Origin of the sequence: Nostoc commune NIES-4072 (assembly GCF_003113895.1) — a bacterium.
Lineage (GTDB): Bacteria > Cyanobacteriota > Cyanobacteriia > Cyanobacteriales > Nostocaceae > Nostoc > Nostoc commune.
Genome location: NZ_BDUD01000001.1, coordinates 6756028 through 6778478, shown reverse-complemented (window position 1 = coordinate 6778478; position 22451 = coordinate 6756028). Strand labels below are relative to the sequence as shown.

Here is a 22451-nt window from a genome sequence, read left to right as displayed (position 1 = left end):
ATCCTCTGTGGTGCGAATCAGAAGTGCAAAGCGCCCAGTTGTTGACGAATAGTCGCAATATCTAATGGAAATTGCGAACCATTTCCATTAGGTGAAGTCTGACCCAATGCTTGTAAATCTGCTTCTACCATTAAGGAAACTAGTTCTTCAAAGGTTACTGATGGTGCCCACCCCAACTTCTGCCGTGCTTTGGTAGAATCGCCAATCAATAACTCTACCTCAGATGGACGAAGATAACGCTCATCAAACTCTACATAATTTTCCCAATTGAGATTTACGTAATTAAATGCCAGTTCTAAAAACTCGCGCACCGAGTGGGTTTCACCAGTAGCAATTACGTAATCGTCTGGCTGGTCTTTCTGCAACATCAACCACATTGCTTTGACGTAATCCTTTGCATAGCCCCAATCTCGCTTGGCGTCTAGATTACCCATGTAAATTTTTTTCTGCTTACCAGCAACGATACCAGCCACTGCTCTAGTAATTTTGCGGGTTACAAAGGTTTCACCCCGCCGTGGTGACTCGTGGTTAAAAAGTATGCCATTACAAGCAAACAAATTATAAGACTCACGATAATTTACAGTTTGCCAGTGGGCGTATACTTTCGCACAGGCATAGGGACTACGAGGATAAAAGGGCGTTGTCTCGGTTTGAGGTATTGCTTGTACTAAACCGTACATTTCTGAAGAACCCGCCTGGTAAAATCGCACCTGAATTCCGGTACGGTGCTGATAGTCCCGAATTGCTTCCAACAGACGTAACGTTCCCATTCCGACAGCATCCACCGTATATTCTGGTGAATCAAAGCTTACTCTGACATGGGATTGAGCGCCCAGGTTATAAATCTCTACTGGCTGGACTTCTTCTAAAATGCGTCGCAACGTTGTACCATCTGTCAAGTCACCATAATGAAGAAACAACCGCACTCCCTCTTTGTGGGGGTCTTCGTAAATGTGATCGATGCGGTCTGTGTTAAAGGTAGAAGTCCGGCGAATAATGCCATGAACCTCATAACCTTGTTCCAACAAAAATTCACTTAGATATGAACCATCTTGACCAGTAATACCAGTAATCAACGCTCGTTTCTGTTGCGTCATGCTTAATTATCCCTTATGTCTTTGATTAAAAAGTTACAGCCAATCTGATACAACCTAGCAACTAATTGCTCAATTGCCTAATGGTAAACCTACGAGTTATTTGTTGTTAAGAGACTTTCTCCGTAAATAGATATACTTAATAAAAAGTAATTTAACACGTAAGTTTAACCTAGATATATCAAGATTGTTTAAATATATATATTTCTTTTCCTATATAAATTAAGATTCTTTTTGTGTACGTTCTTTGTTTGTGAAAACTTTATAATGTAATAGGTTTTGTAAAGACTGAATAAAATAAATATTTTAAATTAGACTTTTGCCAAAAATCCGAATAAGAGCAAAGCAAACCACAGATACACACTCAAAAAAGTCTAAGTTAAGTAGAAACGCATAAATTATAGATAACTATATAGATAAAAAAGAACAATCGTTTAGTCTTAAATAAAAATTGGTATTTAGGGGCATTAACTGCCCCACATAATCGACCCTAAATAGTTATTTAGTATGCCCCGTTATTTTTGGGCAGAATAACCACATCAACAGTTTTCAAGATGATCCATAAATCAAGCCAGAGATTCCTAAACCTAGCATAATGCAGGTCTATTTGAACTCGCCGAGGGTAGGGAATATCATTACGCCCAGACACCTGCCACAAACCTGTAATTCCTGGACGGATTGTTAAAATCTCATCAATGTAAGAACCGTATTTTGGCAGTTCTTCTGCTACCAAGGGTCGGGGGCCGACTACACTCATGTCCCCTTTTAAAACGTTCCAGAACTGGGGAAATTCGTCTAAGCTAGTAATTCGCAAAAATCGACCAATTTTGGTAATCCGGGGGTCTTGTTTCAGCTTAAAACTGCTTTCAAATTCTTGTCGCAATTCGGGTGATGTTTCCATCATTTGCATGAGGATTTCATCAGCATTGCTTACCATTGTTCGGAATTTAATACAATTAAACGTTTTGTAATTTTTCCCTACCCGTTCTTGGACATAAAAAATTGGGCCTTCTGAGCTGAAAGCAATCAGCAAGGCCAAAATTAAGTAGACGGGCAAGAATAAAATTAACACTGACAGCGAAAACACTATATCGAACAGTCGTTTGGCAAACTCTCCGTTTAAACCCTGAAAAGATAAACCTTTAGGTTTAACTTTTGGTGTTTTCGTTTTTTGAGGGCGTTTTAAGAAACGCGTAGACGTTCTGGTGTCTTGCCTTACGCCTCGTTTGCCGGAGAGGAGTGAGCTCTGGGCAGTCATCATACTCCTTAATAATCCACACCACACATAGTCCCAATATTAAAGCCAAAATGAGGTGCTTCTGGGGAAAATTGCCAAAAGCCTAAAAAAATAAGACGTTATTCAAGACCATCATTGCAAAAATGGTCTTTTTTCGTTACATTTGTTTACAAAATCTAGATAACGATCTGCAAAAATTTGCGGTGAGAACTGCGCGGCGTGCGATCGCATATACTCGGAACTGAACGAACCCTCATACACTTCAAATTTTTCTACTGCCTCCACCAAAGCCGCCTCTGTTTGCGTCTTGAAGAATATACCTGTCCCTGTATCCGCACCAGAGCGGATATCTCGCACTGTTTCTAAAGCACCTCCTGCACCGTAGGCAATCACTGGCGTGCCACAGGCTTGTGCTTCCACTAGAGCGATACCAAAATCTTCACAAGCTGCATATACAAACGCCTTAGCCCTAGACATATAGTTTTTTACCACATTATCGGATTGCCATCCCAGTATTTGGATATTAGAGTTTGCTATCTCGCGAATTTTGTTCATTTCATCTCCTGTACCAATGACTACTAATGGTCGCTTTAGTTGATTAAAAGCCTTGACAATCAACGATATTTGCTTGTAACTCACTAACCGGGAAACTGTCAGGTAAAAGTCCTCTTTCTCAGACAGAAATGGAAATTGAGCAATATTCACTGGTGGGTAAATGACTGTTGCTTCTCGTCGATAGCAACGCCAAATCCGCCGAGATGTATGTTGCGAGTTAGCAATGAAATAATCAACGCGATTAGCACTCAATACATCCCACTGGCGCAAACGATGTAATAAATATCGTGTCACCCACCCAGCGACACCACTACCCATTTTGCTGTGGCGCAGATAATCAAAAGTCAAGTCCCAGGCATAGCGCATAGGGCTGTGACAGTAGCAAATATGCATCTGTTCGGGAGTGGTAAGGATTCCTTTGGCAACAGCGTGGGATGAAGACAGAATTACGTCATAATGCCGCAAATCAAGTTGTTCAATTGCCAAAGGCCACAAAGGCAAGTATTTTTGTATACCGTTGCGGGCAGATGGTAAGTTCTGGAGAAACGTCTTGCCAATTTGACGCTTATATAAATAACTTTCAGGATTACTGGATTCAAAATCTATGAGAGCATACAAATCAGCATCAATATGATTCAAAATTTCTCGTACAACGAGTTCTGAACCACCGGTGGCTTTGGGTGTCAGCCACTCATGAACCAGAGCATATTTCAAGGGCACAGCTAACTTGAATAAATTGAAATTACAAAGGGCAACTTGATGACGTTAACTGAAAAGTCTTCCCCTGTGATTAATTAATGGGAAGCGCCCCAGATTAGCACATAAGACGCAATTTTACCTTAGAGGTTCCAGATGGATGCTGCAACCTGATAATCTCAGAGTGGGGAATGGGCATTGGGCATGGGGCATGGGGCATGGGGAATGGGGAATGGGGAATGGGGAATACTAATAGTTATTCTTACCCTGCCTCCCCTGCTTCCCCTGCCTCCCCTGCTTTTCCCCTACTCCCCACTCCCTACTCCCTACTCCCTTGACAACAACTGATATAGAAATGGTGAATTTATGCGAATTTTAATTATTGGTGGTACTCGGTTCATTGGTGTCTATTTAACTCAACTATTAGTGGAACAAGGACATGAGGTGGTGCTGTTCAATCGGGGAAATCGGCCAGCACCTGCTTTAGAGGGAGTAGGACAAATTATAGGCGATCGCACTGATGCTACTCAATTAAAGGCAAAATTATCACAAGAAAACTTTGATGTCATTTTTGACAATAACGGGCGGGAACTTATTGATACTCAACCACTGGCGGAGATTTTTCAAGACCGAGTGCAACATTTTGTCTATATGAGTTCTGCGGGGGTCTATCTCAAATCTGACCAATTGCCCCATGTCGAAGGTGATCCAGTAGATCCTAAAAGTCGCCATAAGGGTAAACATGAAACAGAAGCTTACCTGACTCAATTGGGATTACCTTTTACTTCCATTCGTCCTACTTATATTTACGGGCCTCGTAATTATAATGAGTTGGAAGGCTGGTTTTTTGATAGAATTGTGCGCGATCGCCCCATTCCCATCCCTGGAAATGGCTTGCATATTACCCAGTTTGGTCATGTAAAAGACTTAGCTAAAGCTTTGACTCAGGTTTTAGGCAATGAACAAGCCATAGGACAGATTTATAATATCTCTGGCGATCGCTTTGTCACTTTTGATGGTTTAGCCCGTGCTAGTGCTGTAGCGGCTGGCAAATCACCCGATAATGTAAAAATCGTCCATTACGACCCGAAAAAGTTTGATTTTGGCAAACGCAAAGCTTTTCCGATGCGAGTGCAGCATTTCTTTGCTTCAGTAAATAAAGCGCAAACAGAATTAAATTGGCATCCTGAATATGATTTAATTTCTGGGTTGCAAGATTCTTTGGAAAATGATTATTTGGCGAATGCAAAAGATAGGGCTGATGTTGATTTCTCTGTAGATGAAGAGATTTTAGAAGCTGTTTAAAAAGCAAGGTTATCTTAGAAATCACTGATTCACTGTAGCTATCTGCAACTAATTGAAATGCTTGAAGTTTGTCAGTGTAGCGGTCAAACACAATGTAGTAAGGAACTCGTAAAATCCTCTCATAAACTTCCCATTTGGTTAGCGGTTGGTTAATCTCCCGCAAAGTTTGTCCTAAGTCTTCTTTTTCAGTGCCAGGAGAAAGCAATTCTACTACTACAAAAGGAGCAACCCCTTCTTGCCAGATGACATAACTCAGACGCAGGTTTTGCTGTTCGTAGAGACGTGAAACTCCCACAGCAGCAAACCAGTCCGGGCGTTTGTACCATAGTGTATGCCGAAGGTCATAGTAAAGGTTTAAATCAGTGCCAACAAATACCTCATCTACTGGATAGTTGGGTGGAAAGAACGTTTCGCGCAAAAGTTGGGGTTGAAAAAGGTGAAATTCGTCAGGCAAACCAGAGTCCTCCGGGTATTCACTGGGAAGATCGTACATGGTGGGTAGGGTTTCTATTGGAGGGCGTGGAGGGTCTGTTTGGTACATAAGGGGAATCCTGACCGACTAATTTTAAGTTAACGGATCACGATAAAAGTTTGACCAAAGTTAAAAGAAAATATTTTTTCTTATACCTGGGAAAGATGCGATAAATTGCATCTTTAGTTTTTACTGGAACAGGAATTTAAAAGTGGTATACAAACCCTGAACTTGAATAAAAAGGAAGAAATGGTGTAAATGTGTCGGAAATGTTTTACCTAATGAAAGCAAAGATTTAGGTATATCTTTTAAGGATTTAATATTTAAATTAACTGTTTATGGGGCAATATCCACTCCACAATGTTCTAGAAGCCAGGGCCCGTTTGGGTGAAGGCCCCATTTGGGACTCAACCAAAAACCTACTGTACTGGGTCGATATTTATAACCATCGGGTGCATCAGTTCAATCCTGCTACGGGGGAAAACTGCTTTTTTGATGTGGGAGATGTCGTCGGTGCGATCGCAACAGCAGGTGCAGATAGATTAATCATGTTACTGCGCCATCATCTGGCATTTCTCAATACCCAGACAGGTGAAGTCACCCCCATTTTGGAAATTGAAGGAGATTTACCAGATAATCGTTTCAATGATGGTAAATGTGACTCTCAAGGACGTTTTTGGTTTGGCTCAATGTGTTCTTTAGAAAAACCACAGGCTAGCCTATATCGTTATGATAATGATGGTTCATTGCATGTAATGGAAACAGGATTAACTATTTCTAATGGTTTAGGGTGGAGTCCAGATCAAAAGACATTTTACTTAACAGATTCTCCTCAGCAAAAAATATATGCTTACGACTTTAATTCAATAACAGGAAATATTAGTAATCGCAGAGTTTTTATTGATTTAACTCATGAATCCTTCCATCCAGATGGTTTGGCAATAGACAGTGAAGGGCATATTTGGTCAGCTATGTGGGATGGATGGTGTGTAATTCGTTTTAATCCCAAGGGTGAAGAGATATTGCGGATAAAGCTACCTGTGCAAGTACCAACTAGCTGTACTTTTGGCGGCGAAGATTTGCAAACACTCTACATAACCACTGCTTCAGTTGGACTCAGCCAAGCAGAGATCGAAAAAAGTTTTTACTCTGGTGATTTGTTTGCTCTCCAAACTGATGTTGCTGGATTACCTAATTATAGTTTTTCTAAATTATAGAAATTTCCAGGTAATTAAATTATTGTCTTATGTTTTATTGTCTCCAAAGTGCCACTTGCTGTTTAAGTTCTTTCATATCTAAAGAATCGCTAGCAAAAGCTTTTCGTAAAAGTGAATGAGGAATAAATTGATCATACTTTTGAATTTCTGGTGCTTCTGAAGTACTGAGTAAATCTTCTGAGGTAATTCTTTGCTCACACAATGAAGCAATTTCGTGATGAAGATATTTAAATTTATCCTTGCCTAATTTAATTGTTAAATAATAAGGATTAACTCCGCCAATACTTGTAATTTCCAACGATTCTCGACAGTAGGAGTTGAGTAATCTTTCTAAAGTGCGATAAGCAACCGTACCCATCCAGGGAAAAATGCAGCATTTACCCTTTTCTAATTGCAATATATTTTGTTTATCTAATCCTACCTGCTGCACCAATTGGCGAACTTTACGTAATCGTTGCAAAGCATTTTTTTGCAAATAGCTGTACTCGACATTTTCAAATAGAACTTGTTGCATTCGTTGTAAAACTTTGGTGTGAATAGTACCACTACCACCACGCCAATAAATACTAGCTTTACCCTCGGCTTGTTTAACAAAAATAGCTTTCTTTTTAAAGTCAACTTCTACGACTTCCCAAGTTCTCCCAGCTAAAGCAAATTGATTTCCAACAGCAGGCGGTGTGACGATACTGCCAATTTGCGTTGCACCTTGCTTAACAATATATTCTTGCTGTTCAGCAAAGACAGCATAAAACTGGAATTTTCTCACAATCTTTTCTCCTGCCAAACCCAGAATTAATTTACCTTGCTCAGTATGCTGAATATGACCAATATCAATTAAATAGCGGAGCAATAATTGAAAATCTTCTTTTAAAATAGCAGCAAAGGGCGGCAAGCTAAAAATTTGTTTAGCTAAGGCATTAGGTGAAATTTCTGCTGCTGCTGTTAAAATACTCATTGTTTGGTGATACAGCAAACTCAAAGGATATTTAATCGGTCTAATTGGTTCAATCCATTGCTCCTCTAAATAAAGTTGAATGATAGCAATAGACTGCAAAATTTGCCAGGGTATTTGCTCCGGTAAAGAAGCTTCTAATAATGGTTTGTCTTCAGTACAGATAAAGCGCATATCAGCAGCTTCACCTCTTCTGCCACTACGTCCTAAACGCTGTAAAAAGCTAGCTACAGACAAGGGTGATTCTAACTGAATAACTCGCTCTAAATGACCGATATCTATGCCTAATTCTAAAGTCAGAGTGGCGGCGGTAACTGCTGGATTGTTAGGTTCACGCATCGCATTTTCAGCAGCTTGCCGCAAGCTAGCAGATATACTTCCATGATGCACATGATATATATCTGGTAGCCTTTGTTCTGTAGCAATTTGTCGCAAAGATGCTATTACAGATTCAGTTTGCGTGCGATTATTAGCGAATATCAAACATTTGCTAGATTGGCTGAGGTTGAAAATATATTTTTCATAAGCTGTCGCCTCTGATTCATCTACTTCATCAGTAATATAAAAATGTTCTACAGCTAATTTAATTTGGCGTTTTATGCCGTCAGTTTGCGGTGTAATCACTGGCTTATCTGTTCCTGAACGCAACCAATCTTCCGCTATTGAGTAATCACCAAGAGTTGCCGACAAACCAATACGGCGCGGTTGCTTTTGCGTCAACTTTGCTAAACGTTGTAATTGACAAATAATTTGACAACCGCGATCGCTTCCCATAAAAGTGTGAATCTCGTCAATGATGACAAATCTTAAATCACCAAATAAGCGAAGGAGATCGTTATTTTTGTTGATTAACAAGCTTTCTAAAGATTCTGGTGTAATTTGTAGAATACCTTGAGGGTTTTTTAAAAGTTTGTTTTTTCGAGTTTGAGAAACATCACCGTGCCAGTGCCAAACTGGAATATCTGCTTCTTTAAGTAAGTTGTTTAGACGCTCAAATTGATCGTTAATTAAAGCTTTGATTGGACTTATATATAATGCTCCTATAGTTGCAGCAGGGTTAGCATGTAACAGAGTCAAAACTGGTAGGAAAGCTGCTTCTGTTTTACCCGCAGCAGTTGCAGCAGTAACTAGTAAATGAGCATTGGTGTCAAATATAACTTGACAAGCGGCAATTTGAACTGGTCGTAATTCAGTCCATTGGTGATGATAAATATATTCTTGGATGAAAGGTGCAAGTCGGCTAAAGGCGTCGCTCATATTTTTTATGGATAAATAGTGTGGACATTAGTTGCTTTCGAGCGATCGCTACCCTTAAATTTCTACCGTAGAAATTCAAGCATAAAAGCATTGGTGGCAGAAGTTCCCCCTGCTATGTCATATTGTCATATATGGAGATTGTTGCATAATTGTTTAATGTCTATTCAAGTCTACGGAATTCCCAATTGCAAGACTTGCAAAAAAGCTTTGACGTGGCTCCAACACAACAACATTAACCCCCTCTACGCTGTTTCGTTGAGGGGGTTGAGGGTAGGTTTCTTGTACCTCACTTAACCGAGAACTGGTATAGTGCAATCGCCTTTTTAGATTTGGTGCGATCGGAAGCCGATAGGCCCTTCACCAGAATATGTCGTAGTTCCAGTTAGGGTTTTCCCACTATCACTAGATGTGACGTTGAGCGCCACTACATTCTGTCCCACACGAGCACCGATTAGCCAAGTTCCACCAGGATTCCACGGTGCTGTATTACCACCCCACTGGTTTTCTACTGTGTAGTTGTTGCCGGCGATAATGTTACCTTTAAAGCCGATGGGGCCTTCACCAGCATAAGTGATAGTTCCAGTCAGGGTTTTACCACCGTCGCTGGATGTAATATTGATCGCAACAACATTTTGATTTGCCCGAGAGCCAAGTACCCAAGCCCCACCAGGATTCCACGGAGCAGATGAGCCTCCCCATTGGTTTTCCACATTATAGACACGGCCATCAACAGCAGCACTCTTAAAACCGATGGGGCCTTCACCAGCATAAGTGATAGTTCCAGTCAGGGTTTTACCGCCATCGTTGGATGTAACATCGATCGCAACAACATTTTGATTTCCCCGAGAGCCAAGTACCCAAGTCCCACCAGGATTCCACGGAGCAGATGAGCCTCCCCATTGGTTTTCTACGTTGTAGGTGTCGCTCCCAGTTAAGGTAGCCCTAAAACCGATGGGGCCTTCACCAGCATAGGTCGTAGTTCCATTAAGTGTCTTGCCGTTGTCACTTGATGAAACTTTGAGTTCGACAATGCGCTGATCTGCTCTAGCTCCAATTACCCATACTCCGCCAGGATTCCACGGAGCAGAGGCACCACCCCACTGATTTTGTACATTGTATAGATTATTAGCATTAGTTGTTGTTGTAGCTGTCATTGTTTTCCTCCAAAGTTTTGATTGTTTAGTCAAAGTGAATCTATAGCAATCCAATTTGATTTCGGAAAAAATTACGCACAATTAACAATACCTCCGCCAAATTACGAGGCTTGACATCGAACAAACCTAAGATTTTAAATACTTCTTTTTGCCATGTAACAAAAAATTCAGTCAAGAAAATTCTGTTCTGTATGGCTTAGTAGAAGTAGTTTTAACTGTTGTGTACATTTGAGTGCAGATTCTAGTTTCTGCCTCATAGTCAAGCAAGCGCTTGTCTTAGGCTATTTTGGCAAAAGTACTGTTAAACAGCAAATATGCTTGTTTTACGCTGTCGTATTTATACTAATACAATTATGCTTAAAAGCACAAGGGTAGTTAAGAAAATTTTTGATAAAAATGTTGTTTTGCTTCACTAACCGAGCCGTGACATAGTTAATAAATCCTTTAGTACAGCCCGGTGCATCAGTTATATTTATACTTGCAATCACTTTTTTCATGGGTGCTGAGTGCAATTATTGCTTTTTTACTCAGCACTCATTACGGGCTAAACCATAGCTATCCGCTAACAGCACTCAGCACTGTTTTGGTAAGTACTTGGGAAAATTTTGTTGATTTTTACTCCTATTGACTCAAGGCAGATTAACATCTGTCAGTCAAACTGAATTAACAGAGGGAAGTATATGATGAGGCAAAATCCATGAATAAATATAAGGAAATATTACGTGTCATCCTTGCTATATGCATCATTGTGGTTGGAGTGACACACTTCCTTGTTCCAGAAGAATATGTCAAAATTGTGCCGCCGCAACTACCTTACCCTTTAGGATTAGTTTATCTCAGTGGCTTTTATGAAATTTTGGGTGGTATTGGTTTATTAGTCCCGCCTGTAAGTCAAGCTGCTGCTTGGGGACTTCTTGCTCTTTTTATTGCTGTTTACCCTGCCAATGTTTATATGGCGGTTAATCTTATTAAGATTGAACATATACCGAATTCACCTTGGGTACACGTAGTCAGGCTTCCCTTGCAAGCAGTTTTAATTGCTTGGGCTTGGTGGTACACGAAATCTTATGATGGGGAAAAACAAGCTTCTATTATTCCCAAGTCGCTCATTCCCAAAGAATTAGAATTGAAATAAGGGCGTTTTTTTATATCGGAATTATGCGCGTTGCAACTTTGTTTGGGATAACACTCTCGTTAGCAATAAGCATTGGAGTTGCTGTTCCGGTGACTCAAGCGGTGCAGCTTAGAGATGGTACAGTCTACTTTGTAGAACCGCCGAAACTTGTTAAAGCGACAACTACTTACAAAGATGTGAATGTTTGGGGTGGAACTTATTATTTTACTATTAATGTGCCGGAGAATGCTGGAGAATCGCTCCAGAAGGTAACGATCGCACAAAAGGAGGGAACAGACAACATCCGCTACAATCTTAAGGATACCCGCGCATTTGTCGGAACTCGCGATGCCTCCGGCGGGCTACGCCTACGCAAAGAATCTCGGCTAACACTAGGCCCAGTCACAGCAGAACGCAAGACACGAACTATTACTGTAAATTTTGATCCACCTGTGACTCCGGGACAGACAGTTACAATCGCCCTCCGCCCTGTGAGTAATCCCAGCATTTCTGGTGTTTACTTATTGGGTGTGACAGCGTTCCCAGCAGGTGAGAAATCCCACGGACAATTTCTCGGCTTTGGACGGTTTCAGTTTTACAGCAATAGAAATAGCTGGTGGTTTCCATAAGCATCGCTATATCAATGCTATGAAAAACACAAGTTTGTGTAATCAAAGACAGCTTAATCTTATTGAGAATCAATACGGCAAGTGAGCGATCGCAAAACTTTGGAATAACTCTATATCGAAGTAGAATTAGTGAGCGTATAAGGAAAGCATTTTTATGAGCATCCCACTTGTAGACCAGCCCACAGAAGAAAAACTGGTAACTCTCAAGGATGTTTCTTGGGAGCAATTCAAAGGGATTGAGGCACAACTTCAGGAAAACCGCAATGTTAGACTGTCTTATTTGTCAGGAATATTAGAAATTATGTCCCCTATTGGAGATAAGCATGAAAAAGTGAAAAGTACTGTTGGCTTGCTACTAGAAGCTTATATGAAAGAGTTAGGCATCCGGTTTTATAGACGTGGTGGTTTCACTTTGGAAGAACCCGGCTATGCTTCTGGCACACCAGATGAGTCTTACAGTATTGGCACAGAAAAAGAAGTTCCTGACATTGTGATTGAAATTATCGTCACCAGTGGAACCATCAACAGGAAGGAGTTATATAAACCTAAAAAAGTGCCTGAAGTCTGGTTTTGGAAATCTAACTCTATCAAAATATTCCGTCTTAACAAACAGGAAGAGTACGAACAAGTAGACCGTAGTGGGTTTTTTCCAGATTTAGATCCAGCTTTGCTGCTCAATTATATCGCCATGCCTGACCAATATGACGCTGTTGTTGAATTTGAGCAGATAATCCGAAATCAATAAATATTTATCCCCAGATTATTTGTAAATTTAAAATAAATCCTGGTAAAACATTTTCTCCTGATAATTCTCGGGGAGATGTTAATATTTCTACTGGTTTCCCAACCCGATAGATTTCTACCTGAAGCATTTTCGGATTAATTAACCAACCTAATTTAACTCCGTTATTGATATATTCCTGCATTTTGGCTTGCGTTTCTCGCAAACTATCGCTTGGTGACATTAACTCTAAAACAAAATCTGGTGCGATCGGCGGAAACTTTTCTTGTTCTTCAGGTGTGAGTGCATTCCATCTCTCTTTTTTTATCCAAGCTACATCAGGAGAACGGTTTGCACCATTGGGAAGTTTAAAGCAGGTGGAAGAATCAAAGCCAACTCCTAGTTGAGTTTGGCGATTCCAAATCACAAAATCTGCCGAAATTTCTGAATTGCGATTTCCAGTCTCTCCGCCTGTTGGTGGCATTATTAGTAGTTTTCCCTCTGCATTCCGTTCAAATTTGACTTCAGGGTTTTCCCGACAGAGTTGATAAAATTGGTTGTCGGTGAGTTGGATAATGGGATTCAAGTTGACGGTGATAGCTGTCATGAGGATTATCTTGAGGGTGACATCAACTTTAGTTAAATTGTAAGCAATTATGAGTCAGAATATCGACGCAGCTAGGATTTCTATTATTATTCCGACTCTTAATGAAGCAGAGAATATTAAAGAGGCGATCGCAACTACTCAACCCAATACAAATATAGAAGTAATTGTGGTAGATGGTGGCTCTGATGATGATACTGTAGCGATCGCTCAGTCTTTAGGTGTCAAAGTTATCTCATCGTCTTCCGGTCGTGCTGTGCAAATGAATACGGGTGCTGTAGCTGCTACTGGGGATATTCTGCTGTTTCTCCATGCAGATACTTGTTTACCAACTGGGTTTGATGACATGGTTCGCATAGCTCTACAACAGCCTGAGACTGTAGCTGGTGCATTTAACTTACGGATTGATGCATCACTTTTAAGTTTACGATGGGTAGAGTGGGGAATAAATGTGCGATCGCATTTTTACCAAATGCCTTATGGCGACCAAGCAATTTTTTTAACAAAAGCAGTATTTCAGCAAATTGGCGGTTTTCCTGAATTGCCTATCATGGAAGACTTTGAACTCATGCGCCGTTTAAAACGCATCGGACGGATTGTAATTATTCCCACATCAGTTGTTACCTCAGCCCGTAGATGGTTACAAAAGGGAGTGTTTAAAACCACGCTGCTTAATCAAATAGTAATTATTGCTTATTTGCTCGGCGTTTCACCTGAGCGAATTTGTCGCTGGTATCGCCGAGAAAAATTTAAGAGAATTTAAGCTGTTTCTCATACAAGTAATATATCTTAGGGACATTAGATTTTACGTGTAATACCAATTGGAAAGAAGAATGCGACAAATAGACCATTTGTAGAGACGCGATTCATCGCGTCTTCTTCACCCAAGGATGTGTTGCAATCATTAATTGAATTGGTATAAGTTTCAAAATATGAGCCTCAGAAGGTCAACGTCGAGCCTCAGAAGGTCAACGTCGAGCCTCAGAAGATCAACGTCGAGCCTCAGAAGGTCAAAGTTGAGCCTCAGAAGGTCAAAGTTGAGCCTCAGAAGGTCAAAGTTGAGCCTCAGAAGGTCAAAGTTGAGCCTCAGAAGGTCAAAGTTGAGCCTCAGAAGGTCAAAGTTGAGCCTCAGAAGGTCAAAGTTGAGCCTCAGAAGGTCAAACTTATAAAAATGAAGAAGCGTTTGTTAAATTCCAAACTCAAACTACTACTCTTAAGTTGCCTAATTGTCACTCTCATAATTGTCGCTAAACAATTCAACTTTCAGGGACTTTTACAAACCTCAGTGATTTGGGTTGAGAGTCTTGGCGTTTTAGGGCCTATTGCTTACATAGTCATTTACAACTTGGCAACATTACTGTTTATACCCGGTTTCCTCCTAACGCTCAAAGGCGGTTGTCTGTTTGGAGTATTTTGGGGATCAATATATGTGCTAATTGCTGCAACAATTGGAGCAACCTTGGCTTTTATCATTGGACGCTACCTTTCACGGGATTGGGTTTCCCGACAAATGGAAAAACATCCTAAATTTCAAGCGATTGATTTAGCAGTTGCCAAAGAGGGATGGAAAATTGTCTTGTTGACTCGCCTCAGTCCCATTTTTCCCTTCAATTTATTGAATTATGCTTTTGGAGTAACACAGGTTTCTCTCAAAGACTATATATTGGGTTCCTTTGGAATTATTCCTGGTACTGTGATGTACGTTTATATTGGTTCGTTAGCTGGTAATCTTGCCATGATTAACACCTCTTATCAACCAACTACTCCAGAAACTCAAGTCTGGCAATGGGTAATGCGAGTAATTGGGTTAATTGCTACCGTTGCTGTGACTGTGTATACCACAAAAGTTGCTCAAAAAGCATTAGCTCAGAGTGTGGCATTAGAAAAAATAACAACCCATGACAAAATTAACAATAATTCAGATATTTAAAAGTATTAATACCAGAAACTTACAGAAGTTTTTTAGCTTAAGTGTATTAATATTACTAATATTGGCGAGTGCTTTGGCATTCAACACAGACCCAGCTTTGGCACAAGAATCTGCAAATCTAAATTCTTTCAATCCCCAAGCCATTTTACGGGACTCGTTGCAGTGGATTGATAGCCTGGGTGCGCTGGGAGCCATAGCTTTTATTGCTCTTTACATTATCGCTAGCGTCGCTTTTTTCCCAGGTTCTATTCTCACCTTGGGGGCTGGTGTAATTTTTGGTGCAGTTTGGGGTTCTCTCTACGTATTTATCGGTGCAACCCTTGGCGCTACTGCTGCTTTCCTTGTAGGACGTTATTTAGCAAGGGGCTGGGTTGCTCGGAAAATCGCAGATAACAAAAAATTTGCCGCCATTGACCAAGCGGTTGGTAGAGAAGGATTAAAAATTGTTTTGTTAACGCGATTGTCCCCAATATTTCCTTTCAATTTATTAAACTATGCTTTTGGTATCACGGGAGTTTCACTTAAAGATTACTTCATCGGCTCTGTAGGTATGATTCCCGGAACCATTATGTACGTTTATATTGGTTCCCTTGCAGGTAATCTGGCCATGATTGGTACTGAAGCTCAACCTACCAACCCAACTTTACAATGGGCAATTCGCATCTTGGGTTTGATTGCTACAGTAGCTGTGACAGTTTATGTCACCCGGATTGCACGTAAAGCGTTAGAAGAGGAATTATAAGGGCGCACAAATTGTACATTTTTACTGTGGTCTATTCAACTGCAAATTGCTCTAAATTATCAATTTAGGACTTACGCAAAAATTGCTAAAAAGCTTAATTTCTCGAACCGCCAAGACGCCAAGAGCGCCGAGAATTCGTAGAGTGTGCGTAAGTCCTACAATTGTTGAAATGTTTATACAGGAAAGCTTCAATTGTATCTGTCAATTCCCAAACGGACAAAACAATTCAAAGGCTGTATTCCTTATTAAACAAGCATAAAAAATAAAAGACTGAGCCGCCTAAATTCATTGGGATTCTTAATTTTGAATTTTGAATACTCCCAAAAGGCAGCTGACTTTAGTATTTTCAATTCTTAAAAGAGGTTTCGTCAATGACCAATTCAGATTTAGAGAGAGTTACAGTTCGCCCAACGGATGAGTATAACCAAAAGTTGGTGTCTTACGTTCATCCGCCAAATTGGGTTAATCCTCAACCCGCAGATGTTTACGATTTGGTAGTAATTGGTGCTGGTACGGCGGGATTAGTAGTGGCTGCGGGTGCGGCGGGTCTGGATTTGGGTTTAAAAGTGGCAATAATTGAAAAGCATCTCATGGGTGGAGATTGCTTAAATGTTGGTTGCGTACCATCTAAAACTATTATTCGGTCTGCTCGCGTTGTTGGCGAAATTTGGGATGCTCAAAACTTGGGTGTTAATATTCCCCAACATAATATTGATATTGATTTTCCCAAAGTCATGGCAAGAATGCGGCGGATAAGAGCTGGTATCAGCCCTAATGACTCGGCGGAACGGTTTCAAAAGTTGGGTGTCGATGTCTTTTTGGGTAGCGGGCGATTTGCAACTAAAAATACGGTGGAAGTTGGCGACAAGACTCTCCGGTTTAAAAAAGCTGTAATTGCAACAGGCGCAAGAGCTGCACAATTGGCGATTCCGGGAATTGAAAAGGCGGGTTATCTAACTAATGAGACGGTTTTTTCTCTGATTCAACGACCGGAACGTTTAGCGGTGATTGGTGGTGGCCCCATTGGTTGCGAATTAGCGCAAGCTTTCCGGCGCTTAGGTTCTGAGGTAGTACTTTTCCATAGCGGTTCTCATCTTCTAAATAAAGAAGATGCAGAGGCTGCTAAAATTCTCCAAAAGGTTTTGATTAGCGAAGGAATTCGCGTGGTGCTAAATTCCAAGTTGGAAGAAGTGGTAACTGTCACCGAGGGGAAACGGCTTTACTTTTCCTCCAATGGTCATCGAGATTCGGTGACAGTAGATGAAATTTTAGTCGGTGCGGGGCGATCGCCAAATGTTGAAGGTCTGAATTTAGAAGCAGTGGGTGTAGAATATGACTTGCGCCAAGGTGTGAAGGTAAATGATTATCTTCAGACGACCAATCCCAAAATTTATGCAGCTGGCGATATCTGCATGAACTGGAAGTTTACCCATGCTGCTGATGCTGCGGCGCGAATTGTGATTAAAAATACGCTGTTTTCTCCCTTTGGCATTGGACGCTCCAAACTCAGTAGTCTGGTGATGCCGTGGGTAACTTATACTGACCCAGAAATTGCCCATGTCGGATTATACGAACACGAGGCTAAGAAATTAGGTATTGAGGTGACGACAATTAACATACCTTTTAGTAGTGTAGACCGAGCGATCGCAGATGGTGAAGAGTCAGGATTTCTCAAAATCCACCATAAAAAGGGGTCTGATGAAATTATCGGTGCAACTATTGTCGCTAGTCACGCGGGTGAGATGATTTCAGAAGTAACTACGGCAATGGTGAATAAAATCGGTTTGAGTAAGTTAAGCAGTGTAATTCATCCTTACCCCACTCAAGCCGAAGCGATTAAAAAAGCTGCTGATGCTTATCGTCGAACTCTACTGACATCAAATACTAAAAAATTGTTGGGATTTTTAACAAAGTTATCTTAAGCAAAATCAGTAAATAGTTGTCTGACTGTTCACTGATAACTGTTAAGTACATAACTAGCCCATTGGCTCGAACGGAGCTTTCTGAAGGCATGACCTACACTGCCAATACTGCGTAGGTTTTGCCTTAAAAATCAAAGGCTTTGTTGGGTAACATAAATGTTCAATCCAACTTACAAATCTTTAAAACCTACGCAGTATTGCCTACATTGCTACCAGCCCTGGCTGTGTTGCCCACTCACTAAAATCGCATTTTTGCGATAAAGTTTCTAATATGCGTAACTTTATCCCAGACAATGCCAGAAACACGAATTATTTTCTTTCAGGATGATAGAGGAGAAGTTCCAGTCTTAAACTGGCTAAACAAATTACTCAAACAAGATCGTAAGGGATATGCGAACTGCATCGCCAGAATTGAGCAATTAGCTCAGTATGGTTTTGAATTAAGACGACCCGCCGCAGATTTTGTACGTGATGGTATTTATGAACTAAGAGCCAAGCACGTTAAAGTACAGTATAGAATTCTGTATTTTTTTCATGGTCAAAACGTAGTGATTTTAGCCCATGCCATCATTAAAGAGGATAACCAAGTTCCAGATCGAGAAATTGATTTAGCATTAACATACAAAAATTTATTCATACTCAATTCAAAAGTTCATACTTATATTCAAGCAGAGGACGAAACAGATGAAGAAAACTGATGATGCACTGAAAATTATTAAAAGAATGATGAAAGAAGATCCAGAATTACAAGAGATGGTTAGAGAATCATCAATAAATGCTCAAGTATCTCAAATCATCTACGATGCACGCAAACAGGAGGGACTAACCCAGCAACAACTAGCCGCAAAAGTCGGTACTACCCAGTCAGTTATTGCTCGATTAGAAGATGCTGACTATCAGGGACATTCTTTGTCTATGTTAGCTCGGATTGCAGCAGCTTTAAATCAAAAAGTAGAAATAAAAATGTTACCTAAAGAAGTTGCTTAAAACCTACACCCTGACGCTGAAAGTAACTTCAAAATTCAAAATCCAAGACATTTTCAGACGGGGATTTAAACCCCGACTGAAAGTGACGCTACGTCCATACGTAGGCGAATTAAACCATTTTATTTACAATCAAACCCATAACTTACGCATTGACAAGTAAGACTCTAAACAGGTCGGAAGCGATCAATCTCACCCCCGGTCAAGTTTGCATAGTACAGATTACCATCCTTTCCAGTGGTGATTTGTGTAGGGACTCCTAAATTTGGCCTGTCTGCTTGAGAAGCAAACCGCTTAACTGAGATAAGTTTCCCCTGACTATCAAATTTCAAAGCATCGATAGTTCCTTGACTGAAATCACCAACGAATAATGCATCTTGATAGATTGAAGGAAAAGTATTGCCTGTGTAAAAGTCACCCAAGACGATGGAATTAGAACCAAAATGTTTATAAGTGTAAGCCGGTGCTGTAACAGGTTTACCACTACTATAGAAGGCTTTCGCTGCATCTAAGCTAGAATACTTTGGTTGTTGCAGATTGACGATATTGCCATTTGTATCAAGGCCACCTTCATAGAATGGCCAGCCAAAGTTAGCTCCTGGTTTTCCGATATTGACCTCTTCGTAAGAATCGAAGCCAACATCACCAATTATGGGGGTATTGGTGTTTTTATCAATTGTGAAACGGAAGGGGTTACGCAAACCTAAGTTATAAACTTTGGAACGATTGCTATCAGGATCGCCGTTATAAAAAGGATTACTTGATAAGCCTTGACCAGTAATCGCATCAATCCGCAGGATCTTGCCAGACAGATTATTGACATCCTGAACACGAATTGCTCGCGGATCTATCCCATTGTAAGAAGTACCATCTCCTAAGCTCACAAACAGAGAACCATCAGTGCCAAAGCGCACAGAACCAACTGAGTGAGATTCACTATCGTTAGCTATAAAGTTTTGGACATTTTGGACTTTATCGAGATTATTGAGATAATCTTGTAAGCTGGTAAATGGCTTACCAGTATCTTTGTTGAGAATTCCTGATGGTGCCAAGCCAAGTGAGACATTTGTGCTATTTCCATCTGGGTGGCTAATATTTTCCCAAGTGCCATTAGTACCTAGCAGTACAACTTCACTACCAGCAATAGCAGTAGTGTAATTAGTCTTGGGGTCAGCTTCTACCCTAATTAGCCGTGCAGTCCGATTCCCATTCTGATCGGGATTGTCTAATGTGCTATTGGGATTGTTTTTAGAGTTGTTGGGATTGGTTTCTGGTGGATCGTAGGTATACAACAGGTAAACGTAATTTTTGGGGTTTGTGGCTTTGCCAAAATCTGGATGTACGGCAATTCCTAAAAGACCGCGATCGCGCGTATCATTAACCTGTCCAGAGATATTGATGAATGGTGTTGATAATAAAGTGCCGTTGTTCAAGACTCGCACTACCCCATTTTTCTGGGCAATGAACATGCTCTTACCGTCAGATGTCCAGTCAAAAGCTGTAGGCTGATTCAAACCAGAAGCTACTGTCTCTAAAGCAAAGTTACCAGCGTCATCATCAATAATTGTGATAGTTGTCTGTTGAGTATTTAACTGTACTCCAACTGCGTTACTGAACTTCAAAGTAAATGTTTCATTTACTTCCCCAACGGTGTCATTCTTAAGGACTATAGAAATGGTCTTGCTGGCTTGTCCTGCTGCAAAGGACAAGGTTCCAGATACAGCCTGGTAGTCAGATCCAGCTTTAGCAGTCCCATCCACGGTTATGTAGTCTAGGCTAGCAGCCCCCAAAGTGTTACCCCGTGTAACTGTCACCGTAGCAGTACCGTCATCCTCATTAACTACTGGCTTACTGAAATCGAGGCTAGAGCGATCGTTATCTTGAATCGTAATTCCCAGAGTTCTTTGAAGTCCTAATGTTGCTCCCTCTGTCTGATCGATGACAAAACTAAAGGTTTCATCTGTTTCTACTAAAGAATCGTCATTGATTGGAATGGATATCTGTCTACTGTTTTGTCCTGGTGCAAAAATAACTGTTCCAGCGCTTTCGGTGCCTTCACTTCCGTAGTCAACTCCTGCTGTTGCACTACCAGCTAAGGTTGCATACTTGACTGAAGATGTGCTGCTTAAATCACCAGTTCTTAACAACGTTATGCTTACACTACCAGCACCTTCGTTGACAGTCATGGAAGATGATCCTAATGTGATAACGGTCTGAATATTTGGTGAATATAGTTGTGACTGAGGAATGATTTCCTTGGTCTGAGAGGAACTTGACCAAGACAGTTGAGCAACTGCATCATATTTATTTTCGTAGTACTCAAGTTTAATATCGTACTTCTGACCTGCAACTAGTGCGATCGCGCCACTGTATTCTGTAGCAGATTGATTGACAAATTTATTGATGATTTGCTGACCATTCACCCACAGCCGCACACCATCATCACTTGTGGTGTAGAAGTTGTAAGTCTCGCTGTACTTGGCTTCTACCTGACCCGTCCAACGCACTGAGAAGGTATCTGCACCGATGGATGGATCTGGAGAACCAGCACCCCAGTTAAAGTTAACTGTCGCATCTGTGCGAGTTTGCTTCAAGTTGGTGAAGTCGATGTTGTCGTAGTACTCTGCTTTGAGTCCGTTACCATTACCAACTGTGGTGACATTACTATACAGTTGCGACTGAGGAATGATTTCTTTGGTCTGAGAGGAACTTGACCAAGACAGTTGAGCAACTGCATCGTATTTATTTTCGTAGTACTCAAGTTTAATATCGTACTTCTGACCTGCAACTAGTGCGATCGCGCCACTGTATTCTGTAGCAGATTGATTGACAAATTTATTGATGATTTGCTGACCATTCACCCACACCCGCACACCATCATCACTTGTGGTGTAGAAGTTGTAAGTCTCGCTGTACTTGGCTTCTACCTGACCCGTCCAACGCACTGAGAAGGTATCTGCACCGATGGATGGATCTGGAGAACCAGCACCCCAGTTAAAGTTAACTGTCGCATCTGTGCGAGTTTGCTTCAAGTTGGTGAAGTCGATGTTGTCGTAGTACTCTGCTTTGAGTCCGTTACCATTACCAACTGTGGTGACATTACTATACAGTTGCGACTGAGGAATGATTTCTTTGGTCTGAGAGGAACTTGACCAAGACAGTTGAGAAACTGCATCGTATTTATTTTCGTAGTACTCAAGTTTAATATCGTACTTCTGACCTGCAACTAGTGCGATCGCGCCACTGTATTCTGTAGCAGATTGATTAACAAATTTATTAATGATTTGCTGACCATTCACCCACAGTCGCACACCATCATCACTTGTGGTGTAGAAGTTGTAAGTCTCGCTGTACTTGGCTTCTACCTGACCCGTCCAACGCACTGAGAAGGTATCTGCACCGATGGATGGATCTGGAGACCCCTCACCCCAGTTAAAGTTAACTGTCGGATCTGTGCGAGTTTGCTTCAAGTTGGTGAAGTCGATGTTGTCGTAATACTCTGCTTTGAGTCCATTCCCTTGAGATAATACGCGATCAATGCTTTGTAGAGATGATTGAGGAGTTATTGGACTTAGAGATGTTGACAATAGTTGATTTTGTGAATCAGTCATTGAGATATATGCCTCACAATAGTACTAAAAGTAATTCCATAATCAATGTTCAATAATCAGTTTTATATTGAACATTTTCCAAAAATATGTAGCTTTTTAGGTGTTAATTTATTCACGAAAAAGCAGCAAACAACTGATTAATATATTCCTTAATCTCGATACTATTCCATTCAGTTACTAATACATTTTTGTGTGTCTAATATTGTGTTACTTTGCTTATCTATGCTGTTTATTTGTATTAAATTCAAAACAGTA

18 protein-coding genes and 2 pseudogenes are annotated in these 22451 nt (G+C 40.7%); 12 read left to right on the top strand and 8 right to left on the bottom strand.

What is annotated here, in order from left to right; genetic code table 11:
* Positions 1–17 precede the first annotated feature (17 nt).
* From gmd to CDC33_RS30345, 3 genes are all read right to left on the bottom strand, one after another.
* A complete protein-coding gene (gene gmd / locus CDC33_RS30355; protein ID WP_109012081.1) occupies positions 18–1097 on the bottom strand; it encodes a GDP-mannose 4,6-dehydratase in 1080 nt (359 codons plus the stop codon).
* A 499-nt stretch (positions 1098–1596) separates the two neighbouring features.
* On the bottom strand, positions 1597–2352 hold the full coding sequence (locus CDC33_RS30350) for an undecaprenyl-phosphate galactose phosphotransferase family protein (protein WP_109012080.1): 756 nt from the start codon (positions 2350–2352) through the stop codon (positions 1597–1599).
* Positions 2353–2463: 111 nt separating this feature from the next.
* The gene (locus CDC33_RS30345) at positions 2464–3606 is read right to left on the bottom strand and encodes a glycosyltransferase (RefSeq protein WP_109012079.1); all 1143 of its coding nucleotides are present in this window, start codon (positions 3604–3606) and stop codon (positions 2464–2466) included.
* Positions 3607–3948: 342 nt separating this feature from the next.
* Between CDC33_RS30345 and CDC33_RS30340 the strand changes: the two genes are divergently transcribed.
* A complete protein-coding gene (locus tag CDC33_RS30340; protein WP_109012078.1) occupies positions 3949–4887 on the top strand; it encodes an NAD-dependent epimerase/dehydratase family protein in 939 nt (312 codons plus the stop codon).
* A 24-nt stretch (positions 4888–4911) separates the two neighbouring features.
* Here the strand turns inward: CDC33_RS30340 and CDC33_RS30335 are convergent.
* Positions 4912–5428 (bottom strand): annotated as a pseudogene (locus CDC33_RS30335) (Uma2 family endonuclease); the annotation flags it as partial.
* 269 nt (positions 5429–5697) lie between these two features.
* On the opposite strand from CDC33_RS30335, the gene CDC33_RS30330 reads away from it, so the two are divergent.
* Positions 5698–6576, top strand: a complete 879-nt coding sequence (locus tag CDC33_RS30330; protein ID WP_109012077.1) for an SMP-30/gluconolactonase/LRE family protein — start codon at positions 5698–5700, stop codon at positions 6574–6576.
* 34 nt (positions 6577–6610) lie between these two features.
* On the opposite strand, the gene CDC33_RS30325 is transcribed toward CDC33_RS30330, so the two are convergent.
* Positions 6611–8785 carry a DEAD/DEAH box helicase gene (locus tag CDC33_RS30325; protein WP_109012076.1) on the bottom strand — a complete coding sequence of 725 codons (2175 nt, stop codon included), beginning with the start codon at positions 8783–8785 and terminating at the stop codon, positions 6611–6613.
* A gap of 156 nt (positions 8786–8941) precedes the next feature.
* On the opposite strand from CDC33_RS30325, the pseudogene CDC33_RS40720 reads away from it, so the two are divergent.
* Positions 8942–9022, top strand: a pseudogene (locus CDC33_RS40720) (arsenate reductase); the annotation flags it as partial.
* Between the two features lie 86 nt (positions 9023–9108).
* Here CDC33_RS40720 and CDC33_RS30315 read toward each other — a convergent pair.
* Positions 9109–9939, bottom strand: a complete 831-nt coding sequence (locus CDC33_RS30315; RefSeq protein ID WP_109012075.1) for a lectin OAA family protein — start codon at positions 9937–9939, stop codon at positions 9109–9111.
* 697 nt (positions 9940–10636) lie between these two features.
* Between CDC33_RS30315 and CDC33_RS30310 the strand changes: the two genes are divergently transcribed.
* The 3 genes from CDC33_RS30310 (at position 10637) to CDC33_RS30300 (ending at position 12427) form a co-directional block, all read left to right on the top strand.
* On the top strand, positions 10637–11074 hold the full coding sequence (locus CDC33_RS30310; protein ID WP_109012074.1) for a DoxX family protein: 438 nt from the start codon (positions 10637–10639) through the stop codon (positions 11072–11074).
* A 23-nt stretch (positions 11075–11097) separates the two neighbouring features.
* Complete coding sequence (locus CDC33_RS30305) at positions 11098–11682, top strand: DUF2808 domain-containing protein (RefSeq protein WP_109012073.1); 585 nt, start codon at positions 11098–11100, stop codon at positions 11680–11682.
* Positions 11683–11836: 154 nt separating this feature from the next.
* On the top strand, positions 11837–12427 hold the full coding sequence (locus CDC33_RS30300; RefSeq protein ID WP_109012072.1) for a Uma2 family endonuclease: 591 nt from the start codon (positions 11837–11839) through the stop codon (positions 12425–12427).
* 4 nt (positions 12428–12431) lie between these two features.
* On the opposite strand, the gene CDC33_RS30295 is transcribed toward CDC33_RS30300, so the two are convergent.
* The gene (locus tag CDC33_RS30295) at positions 12432–13010 is read right to left on the bottom strand and encodes a Uma2 family endonuclease (RefSeq protein ID WP_109012071.1); all 579 of its coding nucleotides are present in this window, start codon (positions 13008–13010) and stop codon (positions 12432–12434) included.
* Between the two features lie 49 nt (positions 13011–13059).
* On the opposite strand from CDC33_RS30295, the gene CDC33_RS30290 reads away from it, so the two are divergent.
* From CDC33_RS30290 to CDC33_RS30265, 6 genes are all read left to right on the top strand, one after another.
* The gene (locus CDC33_RS30290) at positions 13060–13770 is read left to right on the top strand and encodes a TIGR04283 family arsenosugar biosynthesis glycosyltransferase (RefSeq protein WP_109012070.1); all 711 of its coding nucleotides are present in this window, start codon (positions 13060–13062) and stop codon (positions 13768–13770) included.
* Positions 13771–14178: 408 nt separating this feature from the next.
* The gene (locus CDC33_RS30285) at positions 14179–14937 is read left to right on the top strand and encodes a TVP38/TMEM64 family protein (protein ID WP_109012069.1); all 759 of its coding nucleotides are present in this window, start codon (positions 14179–14181) and stop codon (positions 14935–14937) included.
* Complete coding sequence (locus CDC33_RS30280) at positions 14906–15679, top strand: TVP38/TMEM64 family protein (RefSeq protein ID WP_109012068.1); 774 nt, start codon at positions 14906–14908, stop codon at positions 15677–15679. Before CDC33_RS30285 ends, CDC33_RS30280 begins: the two co-directional genes overlap by 32 nt.
* A 371-nt stretch (positions 15680–16050) precedes the next feature.
* Positions 16051–17601, top strand: a complete 1551-nt coding sequence (locus tag CDC33_RS30275) for a mercuric reductase (protein WP_109012067.1) — start codon at positions 16051–16053, stop codon at positions 17599–17601.
* A 293-nt stretch (positions 17602–17894) separates the two neighbouring features.
* Entirely contained in the window at positions 17895–18299 is a 405-nt protein-coding gene (locus CDC33_RS30270; RefSeq protein ID WP_109012066.1) for a type II toxin-antitoxin system RelE/ParE family toxin, read from the top strand.
* Positions 18286–18588 (top strand): helix-turn-helix domain-containing protein, encoded by a 303-nt coding sequence (locus CDC33_RS30265; protein ID WP_109012065.1) that lies wholly within the window; start codon positions 18286–18288, stop codon positions 18586–18588. Before CDC33_RS30270 ends, CDC33_RS30265 begins: the two co-directional genes overlap by 14 nt.
* Before the next feature lie 164 nt (positions 18589–18752).
* Here CDC33_RS30265 and CDC33_RS30260 read toward each other — a convergent pair whose 3' ends face one another.
* Positions 18753–22196, bottom strand: a complete 3444-nt coding sequence (locus tag CDC33_RS30260) for a PA14 domain-containing protein (RefSeq protein ID WP_109012064.1) — start codon at positions 22194–22196, stop codon at positions 18753–18755.
* Between the last annotated feature and the right edge of the window lie 255 nt (positions 22197–22451).